The 22590-nt window shown below is 64.5% G+C and carries 18 protein-coding genes; 11 read left to right on the top strand and 7 right to left on the bottom strand.

The features are described 5' to 3' along the window. The first annotated feature begins 131 nt into the window (after positions 1 to 131). Positions 132 to 659 carry a phosphatase PAP2 family protein gene (locus ACE3OV_RS06215; RefSeq protein ID WP_374326075.1) on the top strand — a complete coding sequence of 176 codons (528 nt, stop codon included), beginning with the start codon at positions 132 to 134 and terminating at the stop codon, positions 657 to 659. Next, positions 641 to 1009, top strand: a complete 369-nt coding sequence (locus ACE3OV_RS06210) for a hypothetical protein (RefSeq protein WP_374326074.1) — start codon at positions 641 to 643, stop codon at positions 1007 to 1009. Before ACE3OV_RS06215 ends, ACE3OV_RS06210 begins: the two co-directional genes overlap by 19 nt. Here ACE3OV_RS06210 and ACE3OV_RS06205 read toward each other — a convergent pair. Further along, positions 976 to 1650 (bottom strand): hypothetical protein, encoded by a 675-nt coding sequence (locus tag ACE3OV_RS06205; RefSeq protein ID WP_374326072.1) that lies wholly within the window; start codon positions 1648 to 1650, stop codon positions 976 to 978. The genes ACE3OV_RS06210 and ACE3OV_RS06205 overlap by 34 nt on opposite strands. A 100-nt stretch (positions 1651 to 1750) precedes the next feature. Beyond that, positions 1751 to 3112 carry a hypothetical protein gene (locus ACE3OV_RS06200; RefSeq protein WP_374326070.1) on the bottom strand — a complete coding sequence of 454 codons (1362 nt, stop codon included), beginning with the start codon at positions 3110 to 3112 and terminating at the stop codon, positions 1751 to 1753. A gap of 420 nt (positions 3113 to 3532) precedes the next feature. Between ACE3OV_RS06200 and ACE3OV_RS06195 the strand changes: the two genes are divergently transcribed. Beyond that, complete coding sequence (locus tag ACE3OV_RS06195; RefSeq protein WP_374326069.1) at positions 3533 to 4021, top strand: hypothetical protein; 489 nt, start codon at positions 3533 to 3535, stop codon at positions 4019 to 4021. Positions 4022 to 4104: 83 nt separating this feature from the next. Beyond that, positions 4105 to 4659: a metal-dependent hydrolase gene (locus ACE3OV_RS06190; RefSeq protein ID WP_374326067.1), complete on the top strand. Its 555-nt coding sequence runs from the start codon at positions 4105 to 4107 to the stop codon at positions 4657 to 4659. 39 nt (positions 4660 to 4698) lie between these two features. On the opposite strand, the gene ACE3OV_RS06185 is transcribed toward ACE3OV_RS06190, so the two are convergent. Next, complete coding sequence (locus ACE3OV_RS06185) at positions 4699 to 5787, bottom strand: hypothetical protein (protein ID WP_374326065.1); 1089 nt, start codon at positions 5785 to 5787, stop codon at positions 4699 to 4701. Between the two features lie 265 nt (positions 5788 to 6052). On the opposite strand from ACE3OV_RS06185, the gene ACE3OV_RS06180 reads away from it, so the two are divergent. Further along, complete coding sequence (locus tag ACE3OV_RS06180) at positions 6053 to 7690, top strand: hypothetical protein (RefSeq protein ID WP_374326063.1); 1638 nt, start codon at positions 6053 to 6055, stop codon at positions 7688 to 7690. Here the strand turns inward: ACE3OV_RS06180 and ACE3OV_RS06175 are convergent. Both ACE3OV_RS06175 and ACE3OV_RS06170 read right to left on the bottom strand, forming a co-directional pair. Then, on the bottom strand, positions 7662 to 8789 hold the full coding sequence (locus ACE3OV_RS06175; protein WP_374326062.1) for a polysaccharide deacetylase family protein: 1128 nt from the start codon (positions 8787 to 8789) through the stop codon (positions 7662 to 7664). The two genes, ACE3OV_RS06180 and ACE3OV_RS06175, sit on opposite strands and share 29 nt — an antisense overlap. A gap of 56 nt (positions 8790 to 8845) precedes the next feature. Next, a complete protein-coding gene (locus ACE3OV_RS06170) occupies positions 8846 to 10036 on the bottom strand; it encodes a tetratricopeptide repeat protein (protein ID WP_374326060.1) in 1191 nt (396 codons plus the stop codon). A 347-nt stretch (positions 10037 to 10383) separates the two neighbouring features. Here ACE3OV_RS06170 and ACE3OV_RS06165 point away from each other — a divergent pair, with 347 nt between their 5' ends. The 3 genes from ACE3OV_RS06165 (at position 10384) to ACE3OV_RS06155 (ending at position 13046) form a co-directional block, all read left to right on the top strand. Continuing rightward, positions 10384 to 10716: an STY0301 family protein gene (locus ACE3OV_RS06165; RefSeq protein WP_374326059.1), complete on the top strand. Its 333-nt coding sequence runs from the start codon at positions 10384 to 10386 to the stop codon at positions 10714 to 10716. Positions 10717 to 10825: 109 nt separating this feature from the next. Further along, positions 10826 to 11890 (top strand): hypothetical protein, encoded by a 1065-nt coding sequence (locus tag ACE3OV_RS06160; RefSeq protein ID WP_374326057.1) that lies wholly within the window; start codon positions 10826 to 10828, stop codon positions 11888 to 11890. Beyond that, positions 11880 to 13046 (top strand): hypothetical protein, encoded by a 1167-nt coding sequence (locus tag ACE3OV_RS06155; RefSeq protein ID WP_374326055.1) that lies wholly within the window; start codon positions 11880 to 11882, stop codon positions 13044 to 13046. The genes ACE3OV_RS06160 and ACE3OV_RS06155 overlap by 11 nt, the downstream gene beginning before the upstream one ends. A gap of 85 nt (positions 13047 to 13131) precedes the next feature. Here ACE3OV_RS06155 and icmF read toward each other — a convergent pair whose 3' ends face one another. Continuing rightward, positions 13132 to 16395: a fused isobutyryl-CoA mutase/GTPase IcmF gene (gene icmF / locus ACE3OV_RS06150; protein ID WP_374326053.1), complete on the bottom strand. Its 3264-nt coding sequence runs from the start codon at positions 16393 to 16395 to the stop codon at positions 13132 to 13134. Positions 16396 to 16589: 194 nt separating this feature from the next. On the opposite strand from icmF, the gene ACE3OV_RS06145 reads away from it, so the two are divergent. From ACE3OV_RS06145 to ACE3OV_RS06135, 3 genes are all read left to right on the top strand, one after another. Beyond that, a complete protein-coding gene (locus ACE3OV_RS06145) occupies positions 16590 to 17606 on the top strand; it encodes an AraC family transcriptional regulator (RefSeq protein ID WP_374326052.1) in 1017 nt (338 codons plus the stop codon). Positions 17607 to 17692: 86 nt separating this feature from the next. Next, on the top strand, positions 17693 to 18538 hold the full coding sequence (locus ACE3OV_RS06140; RefSeq protein WP_374326050.1) for a phosphate/phosphite/phosphonate ABC transporter substrate-binding protein: 846 nt from the start codon (positions 17693 to 17695) through the stop codon (positions 18536 to 18538). Between the two features lie 4 nt (positions 18539 to 18542). Further along, positions 18543 to 21224 carry a response regulator gene (locus tag ACE3OV_RS06135; RefSeq protein WP_374326048.1) on the top strand — a complete coding sequence of 894 codons (2682 nt, stop codon included), beginning with the start codon at positions 18543 to 18545 and terminating at the stop codon, positions 21222 to 21224. Between the two features lie 55 nt (positions 21225 to 21279). On the opposite strand, the gene ACE3OV_RS06130 is transcribed toward ACE3OV_RS06135, so the two are convergent. Continuing rightward, entirely contained in the window at positions 21280 to 22545 is a 1266-nt protein-coding gene (locus ACE3OV_RS06130; protein WP_374326046.1) for a M48 family metalloprotease, read from the bottom strand. Positions 22546 to 22590: the final 45 nt, after the last annotated feature.

Raw genomic sequence — 22590 nt, 5'->3', positions numbered from 1 at the left:
AAGGTGCCTGTAAAGCATCGGCAATCCCGGGTTATGGACGGTGTTCGGCAACGATGCTGGTCATCGAGCAGTTTCTGATCGGCGGCTAAGCTGCTCGCCCAACGAGGCACCGAACTGGTGGTGTGAGCAAAATGGACAGCGCCTGGCTCTCATTGATGCATGCCTGGCAGCACCCGCTGCTGACCGTCGCCATGAGCGCCGTCACCTGGCTCGGTTCGCTGCTCGTGCTGCTGCCGCTGGCGGCCAGCCTCGGCTGGCGCGGCCCGGGCGACTGGCGCCAGCGCCTCTTCCTGCCACTCGCCGTGCTTGGCGCGGCCGGGCTGGCGCAGCTTCTGAAATGGCTGGTCAATCGCGAGCGCCCCGACCTCTTCCCGGCGCTGGCCGAGATACCGGCCGACGCCAGCTTCCCGAGCGCGCATGCGATGCAGGTCACGGCCTTCGTCGTCGCCTGGCTGCTGTGGCAGGAGCGGGCGCAGCACGCCGGAGCGCTGCTCCTTGGCGGGCTGCAGGTCGGTGCGGTAGCCGTTTCGCGGACCTATCTGCAGGTGCATTTCCTGACCGACATCCTGGCCGGGATCGTCCTCGGCCTGCTGTGGAGCAGCCTGTTCCACCGGCTAGCTTTCTGGCGATGGAGTGGACGATGCGGCACAAATTCCTAGACATCGGCGAACCCGACCACCACCCGCTGCGCAAGATCGCCACCGTCGTTTCCGGCCTGCGTTACGCGGTGCTCTACGACTGGTCGGTGGCCTACAAGCTGGTGCTTTCGGTGCTCGTCCTGGCCGGCGCCTTCGCACTGCGCGCCGGCCTCAATTTCCTGCTGATCCTGATAATCGCCAACAGCGCGATCAAAGCCGATCAAGGTGATCAAGGACATGGCCGCCACCGTGGTAGACATCGCCATCCTGACCTGGATGATCGTCATCGGCGTCGAAATCGGTCGCTACCTCGGGTCGGGCGGCGGATCCGCCGCGCTCATTTCCCCGGCCCGCCGGCGCAGGCCGCCTGACAGGATTCATAGCTTCCCTGACAGGACGGGCAATCGGCGCCGCTGCAGCCGCGTTTCTGGCATGCCCACAGACGATCGCCGCAGGCGCGCACACAATCGTTCCAGCCCGCCTGCTGCGCCGTCGGGGCGGCGCGCGGAATGGCCAGCACGTTGCCGCGTCGCCCCAGGCAGCTGCCGAGTTCGAAAGTGCGCTGCGGGCCGCTGAGCAGCGACCACTCATCGGGGCTGAACGAAAGCTCCGCCTGGACGGCAGGCAACTCCCTGCGCGTCACCGCGCCGCTGGCGAGCAGCGCATTCACTGCCTTGCAGTCGGCGATCCGGGCGCGCTCAGCCACCTGGCCGGACCCCGTGTCGCTCAGGCCGACGCGGGCACATTCCTGCGTGTAGAGAAAGAAACGCGCCCCCTGGCTCAAGCGGGGCAGCAGGTCGGGGTTGTAGCGCAGGCTGCGCTCACCCGCCGTGTCTGTGGCGCGCACCAGCACTGGCAATTGCGGGTCGCTGACCGCCTTGAGCAGTCGGCCGCGGGCGTCGACGCAGCTCTCGAAGACTGCAAGATCGCCGCTTCCGGCAATCGCCAATTGCCACGACACACACCAGACCGCAACACCGGCCAGCCATTTTCCCCAATCAAGGATACGCATCGTACACCTCCCAGCTTTCATGACGTGAGCACCTTAACCGAAAGCCGGCCAACGAGAAACCACAACCCGAAACAAGCGCCTGGCCGCCCCCGCTGCCGCGTCACAGCTGGATGGCCAGGGGCTGCTTGCCGCGCCGCTCGGCCAGCGCTGCGTGGCTCAGGCGGCGCGCCTTGCTGTCCCAGGTCGCTGCGGCGCCGCTGTAGGGATGCCGCAGCCTGGCAGCGGCACGGGCGATCGCCTCGTCATCCGTGGTCTGGCTGCGCAGCAGGTCAAACTGCAAGGCCACCATGGCGTGCAGGGCCAGCAGATCGTCGCGGCGCAGGAAAAAACTCCCGTGATCAGCCAGCCCGACGCGAACCAGGATGTGACCGACCGGATTGCGCAGCGCGTATACATCCTCGCTGGCGCTTTCCTGGTCGCGCCTGACAGCGGCGATCGCCCGCCGATAGTCTTCCCCGGCCAGTGCATCGGCGGCGAGCCAGCCCTGGTTCAGCTGGAAATGCTTGTTGGCGCTCGCCCCGGGCAGATACAGGCGCTGCCCCAGCGCACCGGCCAGCCAGCGCGGCAGCCGGTTTTCACTACCGGCGGCCGCGAACAGGTTTTTCTCACCCAGGTTGAGGAAGAGGCGTACGCCACCCCGCAGTTCGGTCAGGATGGGCTGTTGCAGGCTCGTCACAGCAGCAGACAGCGGCGTCAGCAAGTCGGCAATGCGTGCTTCCCGCTGCCTCGCCGCCGCCGGCGCGTGCCGCAGGTACTGATTCAGCAACTGCAAATCAGCCTGCAGATTCGCCAGCGCCAGCAGCTTCTCGATCAGCGTCGACGCCCCCTGCGCCTGCCGGCGGTGGAAGGCCATCGCCAGCTCCAGCAGGTCGAGCGCCGCATCGTGGCGCGCCTCGCTGACGGCGAGGGCGAAGCGGGTCGCACTGAGCAACCGGTAATGCGGCGAGGCAGTCGGCAACGGTGAAGAGAACGTGAAATCCGGCCGCCAGGGCTCCTGATAGCCCGACATGGCAAGTGCGACGTCGCCCCGCGCCAGGGTGACGCGCCCCTTGGCGAGCACGGCACGGGCGTCCGCTGGCCATTTGGCGACCGCCGCCAGACAGGATTCGATCTCGCGGCAAGCGAAGTCCTCGAGCCGCAAGGCGTCCTTGCGCACTTCGGCATTGATCGCCAGCGCCTGCGTTTCACCGAAGGACGCCTGATCGGCGCGCAGCGCCTCCTCGAACCAGCGATAGCCCCAGGCATGGGGCGGCTCTTTCTCCGGCCCCGCCACCCCGATCCACGCGAAATAGCCATTCTCCGCTGCCGCCATCTGCGGCGGCTTGGCGGTCAGCAGGGAAGTCAGCCCGGGATCAAGGGGCTCGTCCTGCAAGTTGACAAGAACCAGAAGCGCCAGCGCAAGCACCGGCAGGAGCAGCACGAGCGCAACAATGGCAGCAACGATCTTCAGGATTCTTTTCACGCAGGCTTCCTCGACTGGTCGAGCGCGCCAGCCTGCTTCCCAGCAGGAAACCACAGCGTGACGCCAATGTCATGGCCGGCATGGTGACACGCCCGCCGACGACTGGCAATTGCCGCTGCCCGCCGACGCCATCCGCCACCTCGGCAACGCTGGCACTCCCGTGCCAGATCCCCCGGGCCGGCGGCCAGCGAGGCGGAGCGACCCAGTCAGACGCCCGGCCGGAGGCGCCAACAGCCCCCTGGCCGCCCGGCGCGCCGGGATTGCGACTGCCGTGGCAAGATGCCCGGCAAACCAGGGCTTCTTCGATGAATGACAGCGGCCAACTGCGAAATACTAGATCATGCCTTCCTCATGAATATTTGCCTGCACTCCCACTGCCAGCCTACCCCGCGTCACGTCGCGCCCATGCGGCCATCAGGCATGGCCCGGAAGATACTGCGCCTCACACTGATCTTCATCTGCCTGTGCGTCAGCGCGTGCAGCGAACCTTCGCCAGCGGTCCATTCGATCGAGACACTTGGCAAGGCGGATCGCATTGCCAAGGTGACCCAATTGCTCAAGACGACGCAGCGGACCACCTTGCCGTCACCCATGGAAGATGCGCACTTCGCCGAGTTCCGCATTGGTGATGACGACACTGCCCTGACGATCGGCCCGCGCGACTACGAGACCTACCTCTATGTGAAGCTTCCCGTCGATCAGATCGACGCCTGGCTAAGGATATTCAGTCGGCTCGATGGCCCGCCCCTCTATACGGCGCCGATGAAGGCCTATCCCCCCTGGATGAGCCCGAGCGACTTCTCGTCACTGGAGTTTTATGATGCCGATGCCTTGCTGCCAGGCCGTCATGGCTGGATCGCTGTTTCGCGCCAGCATGGAGAGTTTTTCTTGTTCACGCACAGCATGTAAACACAGACAGACCGAAAATATTGGCAACGTCATACCCCCCCGCACCGCCAGCGGACCATCCCACCAACCCGTAGCCTGATCCCTTGCCCACCCTGTTCACCCACCCGGCAGTCCCGCTTGCGATGGCCTGCGCACTGGCCGATGCACCGCAATCCCGGCGTCTGCTGCTCGCCGGGATCGCGGCATCCATCCTGCCCGATCTCGATACCCTGGCGTTCCGTTTCGGCATTGCCTACGGCGCCCAGTTGGGACATCGCGGATTCAGCCACTCCCTGCTCTTCGCGCTGCTCGTGGCGCTGCTCGGCATGCTGGCCGCCAGATGGCTGCAGGCGAGTCGCCAGCGCTGCTTCATCTTTCTCTTCCTGGCGTGCACCTCGCACGGCATCCTTGATACTTTCACCAATGGCGGACTGGGCGTTGCCTTGCTATGGCCATGTTCGGAACACCGCTATTTCGCCCCCTTCCGCCCGATCGAAGTATCGCCGTTCGGCCTGGAACGCGTCCTTGCCCGCGCGCCGACGCTCCTCGCCTCGGAAATCCGCTGGGTCTGGCTGCCGCTGACCGGCCTGGCCGTACTGACGCTGGCCGGACGCTGGCTGTTTCGAGCCCGTGGCAAAGCGGCAGCCCCCCTCCCCTGATCCTGGCAGCAGCCACTTCCCGAGCGTTCCCCGCGTCATTCAGGAAGTGGCCGGGCACGGCCGCGGTTCGCCGCCTTCAACACCGAGCCTCAGGCAGGAAAGTGCAGTGCCTTGGCGGCTGTCCCGGCCATCGCCGCGAATTTCGACATCGCCCGAGGCTGTAAGCTGCAGCTTGGCCCAGGCAGCAAAACGGTAGGGCCCCAGGCGGCTTTCGCCGTCGAAGGTCGTCCCCGCCCAGTCCAGCGTTCGCCTCTGCGCATCGTATTCGCCATGCGCACTGGTCAGTTGCAGGCCACGCCAGAACACGGACGGGCATTCGCCGCCACACAGATAGCTGTCATCGAACCAGCTCAGATGGTCGCCGCGCGGCGGGCGCTGGAGCAGTGTCCCGTCTGGCCAGACGAAATCGCCGATCGGCGTCGTGCTGATGGCGCAGGCACTCAAGCGCCAGTCGTCACCTTGGCGACGCACCGTTACTGGCAGACGGGCGAGACAGGACCAGCCATCGATCGACTGGTCGCCGACCAGCATCACTTCCAGCGCGTCATCGCTCGACTGGCGCAGCGAGCGCACCATCAGATTACCGACCGCGACCGGCACTGGCGGCGTCGCAGCCAGCAGCGTACGCCCCCATGCGCCATCCGCTTCGTAGATGAGCTCGCTGCCTGACGGAAGCGATACTCCGAGCAGCGAGGTCGCCGTTTGCGCGGTTTCCTGCAGCGGCGGCCGCAGCTTTTCGCTCAGCCGTGCGCCAGCCAGTTCTGCCACCAGCACCAGCAAGGGCGACAGGAAAACCAGGCCGCTGATGCCGAAGCGCTGCAACGGCCGCTGGTGGCGCAGCAGATAGGACAGAAATATGCAGAACGCCAGCCAAAGCACGGCAGCAATGCCGAAAATCCAGAAGACGAGCACGGCAAGCCCACTCATGTCGCCACTGGCCTGAACATTGCCGGCGGCCAGCAGGAAGAAACCAGGCAGCACGATCCGACGCACAACGGCTGGGTAGCGGACAGGCCCGCTCACTGCCCCGCTTCCACCGCACCATCCGCCGTCGCCCGACGCGACGGCAGCGGCAAACGAACCCAAGCTGAGGCCAACGATCAAGCCAAAGATGATGCCAAGCCACATCCCACGATCTCCCTTTCGCCATGCCCGACCGTGCAGGCAAGGCAAACCGGCATCTGCAACGGCGGCATGCTAGCACGACGGCATGTCCACCGTGGTGCCTTGCCAGCCAGGCCGATCCAGGCCACCATGCCAGTTGATCAGCGCATCTCCCGCTCCCATGGAAAGTGTTTTCGACGATGAAGGGTGTTCGGCGTGGAATCCTGGCGTTCGCCCGGGAATTCCCGCGGAGTTCCGCGCCCTCGAAACGATTTTTCGCCCCGAATGCATGCAGGGAGCGCACGACGAGGTCATCGAACTCGCCCACATGACCGGCCTGCCGCCGGAGGACCTGGTAGCCTTGCGGCCGGTGCGGCTGGCCCTGCACGAGCTGATCGTGCGCGTCACTGCCGACATTGTGGTTCCCGAAGGCGAGGAAGAGGAAGACTTCGGCCATAACTTCCGACGCATAGCCGCGCGCATCTGGTCGGCTTACGTTTTGCCCGAACTGGCCAGCGTCGAGGCTGCGCACGCGGCGCTTGCCGCGACGGTCGCCGCCCGGGTGCGGGAAATCCTGGCACAGAGCCGCTTGCCAGCGACAGCGACGCCAGCCGCACGACGGGCCTTCCCGTTCAACCTGCTCCCCAGGCGCCCCCCGCCGCCGCCCGTGGTGGAATCCCGGGCAGAACGCGAACAGCGGGTCGCCAACGCATTCAAGAGCACCGGCGAAACGGCGGCCGAGCCACTGGAACGGGCCATCCATCGCGGGCTGTACCGGATTTTCAGTCGCTTCATCGCCAGCGTCGGTTACGTCGTCGCCGACGACGACCTGCTCGCCAAACTGGTCGTCCGCCAGGTCTGCAACCGCTACGGCAGCCGGATGATCGGGACGCTGATCGCGCCGCTGATCGAGGCAGCGATCGACCGGGAAGGCTATGCCCGGGTACCGGTCCAGGCGGCCCCCATCCTGTTCAGCCTCAAGGGCGCGTCGGCTGCTGGCAAGAGTTCGTTGCGGCCGATGCTCAAGCAATTGATGCGCGAACAGGGCATCGCCCCGGAAAGCTTTGTGACGATCAGCCCGGATGTCTGGCGGCGCATCCTGCTCGATTACGAGGCGCTGGGGCCGGCGCGCAAATATGCCGGTTACCTGACCAGCCGGGAAGTCGCCGTGATCGACGGCAAACTCGACCGCTACATCCAGGTCAAGGCCGGAGTGGTCGGCGGCATCCCGCACCTGATGGTCGATCGCTTCCGCTTCGACAGCTTTGCCAGCGGACGGATCGAGCGCCTGCTCGATGCCACCTACGCCCGCTATGTGGACACGATGTACATGTATTTCCTGGTCACGCCGCCGGAACAGACAGTCGAACGCGGCTGGCTGCGGGCACTGGAAAGGGGACGCTACAAGGCGGTCGAGGACTTCCTCGGGCACAGCGTCGAAGCCTATTCCGGCATGCCGAAAATCCTCTTCAAATGGCTGTCCCAGCGCCGACCGCTGTTTCGCTACTTCTTCCTCGACAACCGGGTTGCCAAAGGCACCTTTCCGCTCACCTTTGCCTACGGGGAACAAGACTGGCTGAAAATCCGCGACCCGCTGCCCTTCGTCAATATCGAGCGTTATCAGAAGATCGACACCTACGCCACGTCGCCCGCCGACGTCTATCCTGCGGCCGACCTGCTGGCCGTGGAGAGAAATCTGGACTTCCTCAAGGAATGCCTGCGGAAAATCCCCCGGGTGGAATTCGTCGCCCCGGAAGACGAACAAGCCTATCTGCGTTTCAGTTCAGGTCGCTGCGTCATCCTCGACGCCGCCGGACTGGCCCGGGCCATGCAGGAGGATGAAGCGGCGACGCTGTTCCGCTGCCTGCTGCCGCCGACAACGGCAGCAGGCAGCATCCTCAATAGTGGCGACAATCCTCCCAGCTGAGCCCGGCATCGCGCGTCTGCGCGACGATCCAGGGAATGGCCGCGGCGGCCTTGCCATGGCTGTCGTGGAACAGGATCACACCGCGTCGCCAGAGCAGCATCAGGGTCAGCACGCGCTCGCCGGCCTGACGCGCGTCGAGGCTGGCGTTCCAGTCCTGCGCATCGATATTCCAGAGCGCCACGGAAAGCCCGTTCTCGACGAAGAAGGGGCCGCTGTCGGCACGCCGCTGGCCATAAGGCGGCCGAAAATGAGGACGGTAGGCCGCCCCCAGCGCATCCTGGACGAGATTTCGCGTGTCCAGGATCGACGCCTGCCAGCGCGGCGATTTCTGGTGAGTCTCGTGCGACCAGCCGTGCAAGGCCACGCACTGGCCGTCGTACAAGGTTTGCACGGCGTGCGCGCCATCCATCTGCAAACGTTTCTGCAAGCGCTCGCCCAGGACGAAGAACATGCCGTGAATGCCCTGTTGCGCTAGGACCGGCAGCAACGCATCGGTCGTTCCAGCGGCGCCGGTCGGACCGTCGTCGAAGGTCCACAGGAAATGGCCATCTGGCAGTTCCAGCCCGCTCCGCTCATGAGCGCCGAAGCTGTCGATCTCGCTCGACACCTTGGGAAAAAGCGCGGCCAGCCGCAGCAGTTCGCCGACGTAGCGGCGATGAAAAGCGTCGGCGCCGGTAAACCAGGGACGGTAGCGCGCCGGCAGTTGCGACGATAGTTGCCGGCCTTGCTCGACCAGAGCGGCAGGACTATCCACCGGCTGGCAAAAGGCCTCGTCTGGCACGCAACTCCGCCGGGCGAGGCGGTAATTCTCGAACAGGCGGGTCAGCACAAGATCGCGCCAGCGCTTGACCGATCCCCGATCGACCGATTTGATGCCGAGCGTCGCCTTCAGTGTCTCGTCATCCCGTTCGGCCAGATCGCTCAGGGCGTTGACGAAAACCAGCGCTTCGGCACGCGAAGCACGGTTGTAGTCGCTCACCGCGGCGACCCCGTCCGGCCACAGCGCCCGCTCGGCGCGGGCAATCGACGCCGGACCGGCCGCCTGCACCGACAAAATGGACAGACAGAGCAGCAGGCCGATCGCGAATTCACGTTTCATTGTCGATTTCCTTTCGCAGCAACTTCAGACGGGCCGGCAACTGCCGGCCCGCAGTTTCACTTCGCCAACCTGCCGACCCGCTCGATCGCCTTGTCGTAAACCGGGTTGGCCTTCTCCCGACGGGCCGCCTGATACTGCTGCAGAGCATCGGCGTACTGGCCTGCCGCCTCGTAGAGACGGGCGATGTTGTAATAGGCGCCAGCCCGCACCGTGGCGGCCGTCGGCCCGCTGGCCAGGGCGATCGCCTTGCGGTTGGCCCAGATCGCTTCGGCAGTGTGGCCGGCCTTGCCATGTGCCAGGCCGAGGTTGCCGTAGGCCTGACCGAAATTCGGATCGATGTCGATCGCCTGCCGGTAAAGATCGATGGCCTGCACCAGATCGCCCGCGTGATACGCCGCCTCACCGGCCTTGTTGAGCGCCCTGGCGTTGTCGGCATTGGCAGCGCTCACCTGGACCGCCGCAACTTCGGTCGATGCCTTCAGGTAATTGTCGACGCTGCCGAGCACGGCAGCCGCGCTCACCGAGGTGCCGCGCATGGTATTGATATCCTGGAATTCGCCATCGGCGGTGATCCGGAACACCGTCCACAGATTGCCTGGCTGTTGCGGCACGTAATAGCTGCGTACCAGCGACTGGCCGATATAGACCAGCACCTTGGCCTGGCTCCTGGCGAGGGCGTCCGCCGCCGGACTGTGCATGTTGCTGAAATCGTGCACGGCGTAAACATACGATTCACCAGCATGCTTCTTGTTGATGGTGATGGTCTCCGGCCCGAAACCATTGACGTCATCGACATCCAGATTGCCCTCGGTGCCGAGCTTCTTTTCCCAGTAGACATGATTACCGGGAAAGGCGATGTGCGAATCGAGGTCGGCGGGTTGCGCCCCCCAGTTAAGGACAATGCGCAAACCGTCGAGGCTGGTCATCACCGGACTCAAGGCGTAGGTCATCCCGGCGCATGGACACTTGGCCACCAGATTGGAGTAGCCCGGTTTCTTGATGATGATCAGGCTGTCGTCGTGATCCGCGAATTCCGTACCGAGTGCTGCCGTACCCTGAGTATCGGTCGTCGCGGTGACACTCCTGGCACCGTTCTTCTGCACGATGACGGTAGCGCCCGCCAGCCGCTGATCCTTCACCACCGCGCTCAAGACCTGCACATTCACCTCGCCGGCGAAAACCGTCGCCGCCCCCAGCGACAAACCAAGCGCCGCCAGCCCGCGCAACATGCCCTTCTCTCTCATCATCACCACTCCTCGCAATTTCGATCTTCTACTTGGGAAAACCACTGTTGCGCCAATGTCTGGAAGATCGTCGCGATCACCGGCGGCATGCCGTGCATCGTGCCGCGCCATGCCGGGAGGAAGCCATGCCGACGGCAGGCGACTTTCCGCCGGCGCGTGAACAGACACTCACAGCCCCCGAAAAGCACGCTTCGCCGGGCAACTCTATTGTCATTACCCAAGCGATCGGTATAAATTCCTCCTCCTCGCACCAGCGGCGATCGATATCGCCCGACGCAGCGCCGCCCGGAATCCCCGCATGCCGTGAGCCGGATCGAGACTCTTCCCACCGTGATCATCGGAAAACCGCCATGTCGTTGAAACGCCTGCGTCCATTCCTGCTGCCACTGTTCCTGCTGGCCAGCAACGCCGCCTTCGCCGCCCCGCTCAAGGTCTGCCCTCCCATCGGCAAGGTGCGGCAGATCCATATCTGCGTCGGCGACCCCAAGGATCTCGTCTATCTCGCGCCGGACGACGATTCGGGCAACTACAGCCTCGGCGGCTATTACGAGCAGGGCGAATTCATCACCATTCGCTGCGAATACACGGACGGCAGCGTGCGCGACGTCGAACTCAGGGAGCGCGTCGAAATCTGCCGTGCCGCCGACAATAAACGCCACGGGCTGCAAACGATCTGCCAATAAGGGACACATCGAATCAAAGCACCAGATACCGCTTCTCTTGAAAACATCCGTCCACGTCCCCCTGCTCCCCATCGCTCAGGCTCAACACAACCCAGTGCTGAAGCACAACATGAGTGCCATCGAGCGCTTCGGCAGGAGATTCGAAAACATCCTGTTGCGCGAGCCCCCAGCCACCGACCCCTTACGCTGGATCAGCCATGAGATCGAGGGCATCAGCCATCGCTTTGCGCAGCCGCTGACCTTTACGCCCTATGCCGCCGTACAGGACTGTTCAGCACGTTGCTGCTTTTGTTCGGAGAACTTGCGCGATCAGCAGATGATCGGTCGAAGGGCCGCCGCCCTGCGCCCCGACCCGCTTTATTTCACCCATCTGCGGACGGCACTCGCCTCGCTGCGCGGCTTGCCCCTGTCGTACTCGCTGTCCGGCCTCGAATCCACCGATGATCCGGAATGGCTGCTTGAATTGCTCGCTACCCTGCAGAATCCGGACGATGGACCGAACGTCGAAGACTCGGTGATGTATTCCAACGGTGCCGGGCTGGTCGAGCACACCGATCTGCTCGTTCCTGCCCTGTCTGCCTTCGGACTGTCGGCCATCGAGTGGTCGAGGCATCACGACATGCCGGAAACGAATCAGCGCATCATGCGTTTTCGCGCCGGACAACGGGTTGCCCGCCAAGACGCGTTCGAGCAGACCCTCGGACGGGTGAACCCACATATTCCCGTCAAATTGGTGTGCGTCGTGCAACGGGGCGGCATTGTCACACCCGACGACGTCCTGCGCTATATCGACTGGGCACACCGACTGGGAGTATCCAGCGTCATTTTCAGGGAATTTTCCGAATTGCCCGCAAGCTATAGCAACAATGCCACGCGCCGCTACATCGACAGCGCACGTGTGCCCATTGAGGAACTACTCGAGGCATGCCTGGCGGAACGACGTTTTCGCGCACATCATCAGCCCTTGGCGCTGACCAGCGGTTACTATTTCTGGAACGCGCGCTGGCTAACCGCCAGGCAGCAGGAAGTCATCTTCGAAAAATCCGACTACGCCACCCTGCTGGCGCATGAATCCAGCGGCTTGATATACAAGCTGGTGTTCCATGCCAATGCCCACCTCTGCGCGGGCTGGCAGCCCGACCATCATGTTCTGTGGCGGCCACATGCCGGTTAACAGCTGGCTTCACCTGCCGGAAGAAGACCCGCGCCACCGGCTGCCCGACGACTTGCGACGGCAGGATGCCATGACTGGCCGTGACTGCGGCTGGGTCGATCAGATGCAGCCCTTCGTCCGTAGTCACGCGGAAGCTGGCTGTTGGATCATCGACCCATTCTGCGGTTTTGCTTCCACCTTGCTGGCGGCACGCGATGGCGGCGTGTGCGCCGCTGGCGTCGAACTCGACCCTCAACGCGCCCATCTGGCGCGGCAGCGGCTGGCCCGCTGTGGAGCGGACGCCGACAACTATCCCGTGCTGACCGGCAGCCTGACGCAGCCAGAAATCCGCGAGGCTTTACGCCAGCAGTCCCCGAGGACTGAAAACCGGCGCCGCTTCACGCTCTGCCTGACCAACATCCCGTATTTCGGCTGCAATCAGGAGACAAGCCGAGCGAGCGATCCGGTCCGCAAGCAACTCTATGCAAAAACTTGTTACGAACCTTATCTGCAAGGTTTGCGCGACATTTTCGGCGGAATCCACGAACTGCTTGAGCCAGAGGGTTGGTGCATCGTCATGGCTCAGAACCTTCGGCTTGGCAAGCATTTCGTGCCTCTCGCCTGGGATGTTGCCAGACTACTCGGCGAGCGCTTCGTGCTGCACGAAGAACGCGTGCTGATCTACGACAAGGCGGCAGATCCACCCCCCGCAGCAGCAAACGCGACGACCAACCGCGCCCACGAGTACGCACTGATCTGCAGAAAACAATCCTTGGGACTCGACCTGCTGCAGGCTGGAGAATTAGTTGCCCGACTACGCCAGGCGGGTTTCGTTTTCGTCATCTACGGCAGTTTTCTAAAGTGGCAGCGGGGCGAACCGGACGTCAAGCCGAACGACATCGACATCCTCTGTCCACCGGATGATGAGGAGCTCTCCCGATTGATCCGCTGGCTTGAAGGCGAAGGCTTTCGCATCGAATCGTGGAATACGCCGATTTACCCACCCCTCTCGCTGCAGGCACTGGCCCATCGTTACTATTTCCGGGCGCGGCGCCTCGACCGGGATGGCCGTGCGCTGCAGGTCGATATTTCGGTCGCCGAGAATCGAGGCGCATTCGAGTCCGGAGCGATATATCGCGATCTGGACGGCCATACGTCGCCTCGCCCAGGTAAGTAAAAACGGCGAGGTACTTTGCCTCGCCGCGTTATTGCTCCTCCGCCCTGTTCGGGTCCGGAATGCTGTTCCCCTTCCGGGGTCTCGTTTACATGCTTCTGCGGTACTGGCCGCCGACCTCGTAGAGCGCCGAGCTGATCTGGCCGAGCGAGCAGCACTTGACCGCATCGACCAGCACGGCGAAGACGTTGCCGTCCTCGATCACCGTCTGCTTGAGCTTCTCCAGCATGGCCGGCGCGCGGTCGGCGTTGCGGGCATGGAAGTCGCGCAGGCGCTGGATCTGCGACTGCTTTTCCTCGTCGGTCGAACGCGCCAGTTCGATTTCCTGCTGCGCCATGCCCTTCGGGTTAAGGAAGGTATTGACGCCGATGATCGGGTAGGAGCCGTCGTGCTTCTTGTGCTCGTAGTACATCGACTCTTCCTGGATCTTGCCGCGCTGGTAGCCGGTTTCCATGGCGCCGAGCACGCCGCCGCGCGAAGCGATGGCTTCGAATTCCTTCAACACGGCTTCCTCGACCAGGTCGGTCAGCTCGTCGATGACGAAGGCGCCCTGGTTCGGGTTTTCGTTCCTGGCGACGCCCCACTCGCGGTTGATGATCAGCTGGATGGCCATGGCGCGGCGCACGGACTCCTCGGTCGGCGTCGTGATCGCTTCGTCGTAGGCGTTGGTGTGCAGGCTGTTGCAGTTGTCGTAGATGGCGATCAAGGCCTGCAGCGTCGTGCGGATGTCGTTGAAGTCCATCTCCTGCGCGTGCAGCGAGCGGCCGGAAGTCTGGACGTGGTACTTCAGCTTCTGGCTGCGCTCGTTGGCGCCGTACTTGTTCTTCATCGCCACCGCCCAGATGCGGCGGGCGACGCGGCCGATCACCGAGTATTCCGGGTCCATGCCGTTGCTGAAGAAGAAGCTCAGGTTAGGCGCGAAGTCGTCGATGTGCATGCCGCGGGCCAGGTAGCTCTCCACGTAGGTGAAACCGTTGGACAGCGTGAAGGCGAGCTGGCTGATCGGGTTGGCGCCAGCTTCGGCGATGTGATAGCCGGAGATCGACACCGAGTAGAAGTTCTGCACCTGGTTATGGACGAAGAATTCCTGGATGTCGCCCATCATCTTCAGCGCGAACTCGGTCGAGAAGATGCAGGTGTTCTGGCCCTGATCTTCCTTGAGGATGTCGGCCTGGACGGTGCCACGCACGGTCTTCAGCACCCACTCGCGGATCTTCTCGGCTTCGTCTTCGGTCGGCTGGCGGCCGTTGTCCTTTTCGAACTTGGCCATCTGCTGGTCGATCGCGGTATTGAAGAAGCAGGCCAGGATGATCGGCGCCGGGCCGTTGATCGTCATCGACACCGAAGTGGTCGGGCAGACCAGATCGAAGCCGTCGTAGAGCACCTTCATGTCGTCGAGGGTGGCGATCGACACCCCGGAGTTGCCGATCTTGCCGTAGATGTCCGGACGTTCGTCGGGGTCGCAACCGTACAGCGTGACCGAGTCAAAGGCGGTGGACAGGCGGTGCGCCGGCATGCCCTCGGAGACTTTCTTGAAGCGGCGGTTGGTGCGGAAGGCATCGCCTTCGCCGGCGAACATCCGGGTCGGATCCTCACCCTCGCGCTTGAAGGCGAAGACGCCGGCGGTGTAAGGGAAGGAGCCGGGGACGTTTTCCTTCATCAGGAAGCGCAGGATTTCGCCGTCGTCGGTGTACTTGGGCAGGATGACCTTGCGGATCTTGGTGCCGGAGAGCGATTCGGAAGTCAGCTTGGTGCGGATTTCCTTGTCGCGGATCTTCACCACGTATTCGTCGCCCGAGTACGCTTCGACGGTCTGCGGCCACATGTCGAGCAGCTTCTTCGCCTTCGCGTCCTGCTGGCTGTCCGTGAACGCCTGGATCTCGTCGAAATCGCCCACCGGTTTCGCGCAACCGGCAAAGACCTGCTTGGCGATGCGCAACGACTGGCGCTGACGGGCGATCTGCACCTGCTCATCGACGTGCTTGTGGTAGCCGCGCACCGCGTCGGCGATCTCGGCCAGATAGCGGATGCGGGCGGTCGGCACGATGGCGCGGCTGGCCGACGACTGGCGGACGGTGACCAGCGGCAGCTTGCCGGACTTCAGTTGCAGCCCCTTTTCGCTGAGCACCGGCACCAACGCCTGGTAGAGCGCGGTGACGCCATCGTCGTTGAAGCGGGCGGCCATGGTGCCGAACACCGGCATGTTCTCGGTCGGCGTGGTGAACAGTTCGCGGTTGCGCTGGTACTGCTTGCGCACGTCGCGCAGCGCGTCCTCGGCGCCCTTGCGGTCGAACTTGTTGATCGCCACGAAGTCGGCGAAATCGAGCATGTCGATCTTCTCCAGCTGCGACGCAGCGCCGAACTCCGGCGTCATCACGTACATCGAGACATCGACGAAAGGCACGATGGCGGCGTCGCCCTGGCCAATGCCCGAGGTTTCGACGACGACCAGATCGAAGCCAGCGAGCTTGCAGGCGGCGATCACTTCCGGCAACGCGGCGGAAACTTCCGAGCCGGTGTCGCGGGTAGCCAGCGAGCGCATGAAGATGTTCGGATGCTCGATCGCGTTCATCCGGATGCGGTCACCGAGCAGCGCGCCGCCGGTGCGCTTGCGCGACGGGTCGATCGAGACCAGCGCGATCTTGACACTGTCTTCCTGGTCGAGGCGGAAGCGGCGGACCAGTTCGTCGGTCAGCGACGACTTGCCGGCGCCGCCGGTGCCGGTGATGCCGAGCACCGGAATGGTCGTCGCGGCGGCGGCCTTGAGCAAGGGTTCCTTGAGTTGCGGCGCGGCGCCGTTCTCGAGCAGGGTGATGACCCGGGCGAGCAGGCGGCGGTCCCCGCCACGCAGGCCTTCGAGCACCTTGTCGGCTTTCGGCACACCTTCGCTGGCGAGATCGTAGTCGGATTTCTCAACGACTTCGTTGATCATCCCCTGCAGGCCCATGTGCACGCCGTCTTCCGGGGCGTAGATGCGGGTCACGCCGTAGGCGTGCAGTTCCTTGATCTCGGCTGGCACGATGACGCCGCCGCCACCACCAAAGACCTTGATGTTCTCGCCACCGTTGGCCTTCAGGAGGTCGATCATGTACTTGAAGAACTCGACATGGCCGCCCTGATAGGAAGTGATGCAGATGCCCTGGGCGTCTTCCTGCAGCGCCGCATTGACGATTTCCTGCACCGAGCGGTTGTGGCCGAGGTGGATGACTTCGGCGCCGGTCGCCTGCAGGATGCGGCGCATGATGTTGATCGATGCGTCGTGGCCGTCGAACAGCGAGGCGGCGGTGACGAAACGGACCTTGTTCTTCGGCTTGTAGGGAACGAGTTTCTTGGCAACGGAAAGATCGGTCATGACGGCTACCTCACGGAATTGACGTTAGGCGCTCATGTTAGGGCGCTTTGCGCCGCCCACCATTGCCGCCCCTGACGACAATCATGCAAATTCCGCCAAGGTGATATGCTGACGCCGTTCACCGCCGGAGCGCAGCCCGATTGCTGCGCCGCACCATGAGCCAACGCAAAAACAAACGCCAAACCACTGTCGCAATGGGATTTGTCACCGGGATGCTGGCCGGTCTCGCCCGCCGCAACATCGACCCGGCGCCGCTACTGCATGCCGCAGGAGTCGATCTTGCAGACCCCGCCAGACGGATTCCGGTCGAACGTTACGCCGCACTGTACAACCTGCTCAACCGCGAACTCGACGACGAGGGCTTCGCACTGTTCGCCCAGCCGATGCGCGTCGGCAGCTTCGAATTCCTCTGCCGCGGCTGCCTGACGGCGCCGACGCTGGCCGAAGCGCTGCAGCGCGCCAGCCGCTTCCTGCGCCTGGTGCTGCCCGACCTGGCAGTCAGCGTCCGGCGCAGCCAGGGACGTGCCGACCTGGTGATCGCCGAAACCCGCCACCTCGCCACCGACCCTGACGACCCCGGGCGCATCTTCGCTTTCGAATGGCTGCTGCGCCTGCTGCACGGGCTGTCGTGCTGGCTCGCCGGACGCGGCATCGCCCTCGACAGCGTCCTTTTCCCCTACCGCAAGCCGGCGCATTTCGCCGACTACGCGCTGATCTTCACCGAGGATTCGCATTTCGCGCCGACCCTGCCCGGCGGCAACGGCGTGCTGCTCGCCAGTTTCAACGCCAACCTGCTCGAACTGCCGCTACGCCGCGACGAAGCGGCGCTGAGCGCCTTCCTCGACGGCGCGCCGGGCAAGATCACCACCCTGTACCGGCGCGACCGGGCGATGGTGATCCGCGTCCGCGACCTGCTGCGCGCCGCCCTGCCCGCCCCGCTGAGCCTGGACGAAGTGGCGGAACGCCTGCACCTGTCGCCGCGGACGGTGCACCGCCGGCTGGAAGAGGAAGGTTCGAGCTTCCGCGGCATCAAGGACGCGCTACGCCGCGACATGGCGCTGGCCCGCCTGGTCAAGACCCGCGATCCGGTCGCCCGCATCGCCGCCGACCTCGGTTATACCGACACCTCGGCCTTCTACCGCGCCTTCGTCGAATGGACCGGCATGGCGCCGGCATATTACCGCCGACATTGGGCGCAAACCCAGGACTGAGCGCAGGAATAGCGGTTGCCGAGTACTTGCCGCAGGAGGAAAATCGGGACTGTCTTCAGTGTCCGGTCAATGAAGGGAAACTCGTCATGCCTGCCCAGATTCGTTTTTCCGGCATCCTGCGGATGGTCCTGGCGCTGTGCCTCGCTTGCTGGCTCCCCGCCGCCAGCGCCCAGCAGGCGCCGCTCAAGCTCGGCATCATGCCCTTCAACAGCCCGCTGGCGCTGATCCGCACCCACCAGCCGCTGACCGAACACCTGGAGCGCGAGCTCGGGCGCAAGATCATCGTCCTCACCTCGCCCGACTACTTCACCCACATCAACCAGTTGCTGGCCGGCGACTTCGACCTCGCCATCAGCGGCCCACACTTCGGCGCCATGGCCTCGCAACGCGGCATGCGCCTGCTCTTCCGCTACGCCACCGATCTCCAGCCGGTCTTCGTGGTGCGCGAGGATTCGCCGATCCAGCAGGCGAGCCAGTTCGCCGGCAAGACGATTGCGCTGTCGAGCCGGCTGTCGATCTCCTCGATCGGCGGCGTCGACTGGCTACGCCAGCAAGGGCTACGCCCCAATGTCGATTTCCGGGTCGTCGAATACAGCTCGCACGGCGCCGCCATCGCCGCCGTTGCCGCCGGCACCGCCGATGCCGCGGTGACGACGCACACCCCGCTGCGCCAGATTCCGGCGGACCTGCGGCAACAGGTCCGCCTGCTGTCCAGCGAAATTCACATGCCGCACCTGATGACGCTGGCGCACGGGCGTCTCGGCGCGCCCACCATCGAACAGGTGCGCAAGGCTCTCCTCGGTTTTCAGAAAACCCAGGCCGGCGAAGCCTTTTTCCGCGACACCGGTTACCGCGGCTACACCGCCATCACCCCCGACGATATCGAAAAGCTGCGCCCCTTCGTCGATCTGACCGTACAAATGATGAGGTAGCACCTTGGCCCTGCCCGCCTTCACGCGCAGCCTGCGGTTCCGCCTCGTCATCAGCAGCCTGCTGATCGAACTGCTGGTACTGACGCTGCTGATCGGCAACGGGGTGCGGCTGATCGACCGCCACCTCAGTGAACAGTCGCTACGCCACCAGGCCGCCATCCAGCAGGCCTACAAGGTTGCCGTCGCGGTGCCGCTGGCGACCCGCGATTACGCGACGCTACGCGACATTTTCGACGGCTGGCAGGAAAGCGAGGAAGTCGTATACCTTGCCCTGACCGACCCTGAAGGGCGCCGCCTGGCCAGCAGCCGCTGGCCGGAAAGCCAGCCCTTGCCGCCGCCCGGTGCCGACCTGCAGGGCGCCGACATCGTGCACATCCGCTTCCCGATTGAAATCTACGGTCAGCATTACGGCGAGCTGCAGTACGGGCTGTCGCAGCAATTCATGATCGCCGCCCGCCAGGAACTGCTCGCCCAGGGCGTGCTGATCGCCCTCGCCGGCGTCCTGCTGACGACGCTGAGCCTGATCGCCACCGGTTACTGGCTGACCCGTCACCTGAGCACGCTGGCCACCGCCAGCAGCCGCATCGCCGCCGGCGATTACCGGGCGCCGCTGCCGATCAGCGAAACCGGCGAAATCGGCGCCCTCAGCCACAATTTCGCCGTGATGGCGAATGCCGTCGAAACCCGGATCGAAGAACTGGCGACCCACCTGAGCCGCCAGAAATCGATCCTCGACGCGCTCGGCGAAGGTGTTTTCGGCATCGACGAGCAGCACCGCTGCATCTTCGTCAATCCGGCCGCCTGCGAGTTGCTGCACTACCTGCCCGACGACATCCTCGGCCAGGATACACACCAGCTGTTCCACCACACCCGGCCCGACGGCAGCCCCTTCCCGGCAGCCGACTGCCCGGTGCACAAAACCGTCGTCGACGGCCTGCGGCGCAGTGGCAACGACTGGTTCTGGCGGCGCGACGGCAGCGGCATTCCGGTCATGCTGACGGTCAATCCCTTGTGGCGCGACGGCCGGCACTGCGGCGCCATCGTCGCCTTCAGCGACATCACCGACCTGATCGGCGCCACCGCCGCGCTGCGTGAGAGCAACGCCCGCCTGACCCGTTTCATCGACGCGCTGCCCGACATCGTCGTCATCAAGGACGGCGAAAACCGCTGGCAGCAGATCAACCACGCCGCCGAGGAAGTCTTCGAACTCCACGACTTCCCCTGGCAGGGCAGGACCAACCGGGAACTGGCCGACGCCCGGCCGGCTTTCCGCAATTTTCACTCGACCGCCGCCGACACCGACGATATCGCCTGGCGCGAAAGCGGCATCAGCCATAGCATCGAATACCTGAACCCGGGTGACGCACCGATCCGCATCTGCGAAGTGCGCAAGATCACCAGCCGCGCCGCCGACGGCACGCCGCAAGCGCTGATGGTGATCGCCCGCGACATCACCGAGAAACGCCGTACCGAGGCCGAACTGGAACACTACCGGCAGCACCTCGAGGAACTGGTCGAACAGCGCACCACCGAACTCGCCGTCGCCAAGGAGGCGGCAGAAGCCGCCAACATCGCCAAGAGCGCCTTCCTGGCCAACATCAGCCACGAAATCCGCACGCCACTCAACGCCATCACCGGCATGGCGCACCTGATCCGCCGCGGCGGCCTCAATCCGGAGCAAGGCGAACGCCTGGACAAGCTGGAAGCCGCCGGCAACCACCTGCTCGACATCATCAACGCCGTGCTCGACCTGTCGAAGATCGAGGCCGGCAAGCTGACGCTCGAGGAAATCCCGGTCAATCTCGACAGCATCCTCAGCAACATCGTCTCGATGCTGCACAGCCGCGCCGAAGACCGCGGCATCACCCTGATCGTCGAAGCTGCGGTCCGCCCGTCCGGCTTGCTCGGCGACCCGACACGCCTGCAGCAGGCCCTGCTCAATTACGCCGCCAACGCCATCAAGTTCACTGCCGAAGGCTGGGTCCGACTCGCTGCCGAAACTGTAGACAGCAACGAAGACAGCGCCCTGATCCGCTTCAGTGCCACCGACACCGGCGTCGGCATCGACGCCGAGGCGCAATCCCGCCTGTTCTCGGCTTTCGAACAAGCCGACAACACCACCACGCGCAAGTTCGGCGGCACCGGGCTGGGGCTGGCGATCACCCGCAAGCTCGCCGAATCGATGGGCGGTGAAGTCGGCGTCATCAGCACGCCGGGCGAAGGCAGCTGTTTCTGGTTCACCGCCCGCCTGCAGCGCAACGCCGCTGCCAGGCCGCTGCCCGCAACCGCCAGCCCGGAACTCAGCGCCGCTAGCCTGGTCGGCCGACGCGTGCTGCTCGCCGAAGACGAACCGGTCAATCGCGAAATCGCCCAGATGCTGCTCGACGAGATCGGCCTTGAGTCAGCCTGCGCCGAGGACGGTCGCATCGCCCTGGAGATGGCCGCAGCGCAGCACTACGACCTGATCCTGATGGACATGCAGATGCCCAACATGGACGGCCTCGAGGCCACCCGGCGCATCCGCCAGTTGCCCGGCTACGCCAGCGTGCCGATCCTGGCGATGACGGCGAACGCCTTCGCCGAAGACAAGGCGCGCTGTTTCGAAGCCGGCATGAATGATTTCATCGCCAAGCCGGCGCGCCCGGAAGATCTTTTTGCCAAGCTGCAGCAATGGCTGCAAACCTGAACTGAAAAAAGGCCGCCGGGTCAGCGGCGGCCTTCCTGAAGCAGGCGTCACGCGCTCAGCGCAAGCGCTCCAGCAACCGCCCCAGGCCCGGATTCGGCGACGCCGCGCTTGCGCATTCAGTTCCCGGCGGCACTGCGCCGCTGGCCAGTGTCGTCTCGCAACTCCAGTAGAGGTCACCTTCCTTGTCCATCGCCGGGCGGTAGGTGATCGTCTGCTCGTCCTTCAAGGTCAGGGTGATGATCGCCGACTCGCCGTCGATGCTGGTCTGCACGCCTGCGCCTGGCGCGGCGATACCGAGGACCGCAAGATCGGTCGGAATCTCGCTGTTTTCGAGAATGTAGCTGCCGGTGGCCCGGGTGATCTGTTCGCCGTAGCTGAAGGCCGGCGCCACCGCGGCGCGGGTGACGTATTCCTGGTAAGCCGGCAGCGCCACCGCGGCAAGCACGCCGATCAGCGCGAAGAGCATGACGATGCCGAGCAGCGGACCGCCGCCCCCGACGCGCGGCATGAACAGCGCCAACAGCCAGGCAAGCGGGTGACGTGACGGCAGCTTGACCATCGGTTGCTGCAGATGCGCCATGCGCTTGCACAGCCAGGGGTAGTCGCTGGCCAGTTCGTTGAGCGACATCCAGAAGCCGCCGGTGCGCTCGCACTGGGCGACGTAAGCGGCCGCGTCGAGGTTTTTCCAGCGCCGGGTGCCAGCGGCGAGGACGGCCAGCGCGCGCGCCGCCGACGCCTGATCGGCGCAGCAGGCGAGGCCGTACTGATCGCAGGTGTATTCCTGGGCGCGGCGGTAGGCGGCACCGATCAGCGGCAGCAGCATCGCCGGCGCCATCCACCAGCCATTGGCGATGTGCTTGCGGTCGATGTGGCCGAGTTCATGACCGATGTAGAAGTTGATCGCTTCCGGATCCTCTTCCAGCGCGTCGACCACGTCGGAGAGCAGGACCACGTAGTAGCGGCGCAGGAAACGGGTGGCGAACGCATTGAGCATGCCATCGCCGGTCATCAGGAAGGCCTCGGGCAGATCGACGTCGAGTCGCCCGGCGCAGCGCTGCAGGCGTTCGTGCAGGTCGGGAAACTGCGTCGCACCAATACGCACGGCGTTGCCCTGCAGGTAGGAAATCAGCGCCGAATGGGCAAACAGTGCGAACAGGTACATCGACAGCATGTACAGCCAGACGGTGCCGAAGGTACCGACGGTGAGCAGCAGCCAGAACAGCACGGCAATGACTGCCAGGATGCCGAACAGGGTTTTCTCGTGACGGTAGGCGGCGACCGGCGGCGCTGCAAGCGCGCCGATCAGGGAAGGGGAAGTCATGACGGAACTCCGGAAACGGCCAAAAGGCTCGCATTATTTCACGAC

The organism is Azonexus sp., assembly GCF_041909095.1.
Lineage (GTDB): Bacteria > Pseudomonadota > Gammaproteobacteria > Burkholderiales > Rhodocyclaceae > Azonexus.
Note: the sequence above shows the minus strand (reverse complement) of the source record. Positions and strands in the feature narration are given on the sequence as shown.

Coding starts and splice junctions, on each gene's coding strand:
- ACE3OV_RS06215 (WP_374326075.1), top strand. CDS start 132: ATGGACAGCGCCTGGCTCTCATTGATGCATGCCTGGCAGCACCCGCTG.
- ACE3OV_RS06210 (WP_374326074.1), top strand. CDS start 641: ATGCGGCACAAATTCCTAGACATCGGCGAACCCGACCACCACCCGCTG.
- ACE3OV_RS06205 (WP_374326072.1), bottom strand. CDS start 1,650: ATGCGTATCCTTGATTGGGGAAAATGGCTGGCCGGTGTTGCGGTCTGG.
- ACE3OV_RS06195 (WP_374326069.1), top strand. CDS start 3,533: ATGGCCCGGAAGATACTGCGCCTCACACTGATCTTCATCTGCCTGTGC.
- ACE3OV_RS06185 (WP_374326065.1), bottom strand. CDS start 5,787: ATGTGGCTTGGCATCATCTTTGGCTTGATCGTTGGCCTCAGCTTGGGT.
- ACE3OV_RS06180 (WP_374326063.1), top strand. CDS start 6,053: ATGCAGGGAGCGCACGACGAGGTCATCGAACTCGCCCACATGACCGGC.
- ACE3OV_RS06175 (WP_374326062.1), bottom strand. CDS start 8,789: ATGAAACGTGAATTCGCGATCGGCCTGCTGCTCTGTCTGTCCATTTTG.
- ACE3OV_RS06170 (WP_374326060.1), bottom strand. CDS start 10,036: ATGATGAGAGAGAAGGGCATGTTGCGCGGGCTGGCGGCGCTTGGTTTG.
- ACE3OV_RS06165 (WP_374326059.1), top strand. CDS start 10,384: ATGTCGTTGAAACGCCTGCGTCCATTCCTGCTGCCACTGTTCCTGCTG.
- ACE3OV_RS06160 (WP_374326057.1), top strand. CDS start 10,826: ATGAGTGCCATCGAGCGCTTCGGCAGGAGATTCGAAAACATCCTGTTG.
- ACE3OV_RS06155 (WP_374326055.1), top strand. CDS start 11,880: ATGCCGGTTAACAGCTGGCTTCACCTGCCGGAAGAAGACCCGCGCCAC.
- icmF (WP_374326053.1), bottom strand. CDS start 16,395: ATGACCGATCTTTCCGTTGCCAAGAAACTCGTTCCCTACAAGCCGAAG.
- ACE3OV_RS06145 (WP_374326052.1), top strand. CDS start 16,590: ATGGGATTTGTCACCGGGATGCTGGCCGGTCTCGCCCGCCGCAACATC.
- ACE3OV_RS06140 (WP_374326050.1), top strand. CDS start 17,693: ATGCCTGCCCAGATTCGTTTTTCCGGCATCCTGCGGATGGTCCTGGCG.
- ACE3OV_RS06130 (WP_374326046.1), bottom strand. CDS start 22,545: ATGACTTCCCCTTCCCTGATCGGCGCGCTTGCAGCGCCGCCGGTCGCC.